The organism is Cetobacterium somerae ATCC BAA-474, assembly GCF_000479045.1.
In the GTDB taxonomy this organism is placed as follows: domain Bacteria; phylum Fusobacteriota; class Fusobacteriia; order Fusobacteriales; family Fusobacteriaceae; genus Cetobacterium_A; species Cetobacterium_A somerae.
Map to the genome: position 1 here is coordinate 1 of NZ_KI518227.1, position 873 is coordinate 873.

An 873-nucleotide genomic window follows, 5' to 3' on the forward strand; every position below is an offset into this window, starting at 1 on the left:
TTGGAGGATTTTATGAAACTAGGAGCTATTGAAGCTGGAGGAACAAAATTTGTATGTGGAATTGCTGATGAAAACGGTAATATTTTAGAAAGAGTTAGTTTTCCTACTGAAACACCTGAAATCACTTTACAAAAAGTTTATGATTTTTTTAAAAATAAGGGAGTTGAAGCTATTGGAGTTGGCTCGTTTGGTCCAATTGATCCAAATCCAAATTCTGAAACTTATGGATATATAACTAAAACTCCCAAAAAATATTGGAGTGACTTTAATTTAATTGGTGAGTTACAAAGAAATTTAAATATTCCTATGGCTTTTGATACAGATGTTAATGGTGCTGCGTTAGGTGAAGCCACTTGGGGAGCTGCAAAAGGATTAAAAAATTGTCTTTATCTTACAATTGGAACTGGAATTGGTGGTGGAGCACTAGTTTCAGGAAAATTAGTTCACGGAATGCTTCACCCTGAGATGGGACATATTTTTGTTAGAAGACATGAAAGTGATTCATATATTGGAAAATGTCCATTTCATAAAGATTGTTTTGAAGGGTTAGCATCTGGGCCAGCTATTGAAGAAAGATGGGGAGTAAAAGCTTACGAACTTCCTGTTAATCATGAAGCTTGGAAACTTGAAGCCTATTATATCGCTCAAGCTCTTGTAAATTATATTTTAACTATTTCACCAGAAAAAATAATTCTTGGTGGTGGAGTTATGAAACAATCTCAATTGTTTCCTCTAATTAGAAAAAATGTAAAAGAGATGTTAAACAACTATGTTCAAACTAAAGAGATTTTAGAAAATATTGATGAATATATTGTATATCCAGGTCTTGGAGATAATGCTGGATTACTAGGTTGTATAGCACTTGCGTTAAAT

The 873-nt window shown here is 32.9% G+C and carries 1 protein-coding gene; it reads left to right on the top strand.

The features are described 5' to 3' along the window. Nucleotides 1-12 precede the first annotated feature (12 nt). Nucleotides 13-873, top strand: an 861-nt coding sequence (locus HMPREF0202_RS14610; protein WP_040407776.1) for an ROK family protein, incomplete at its 3' end; no start/stop codon positions are given.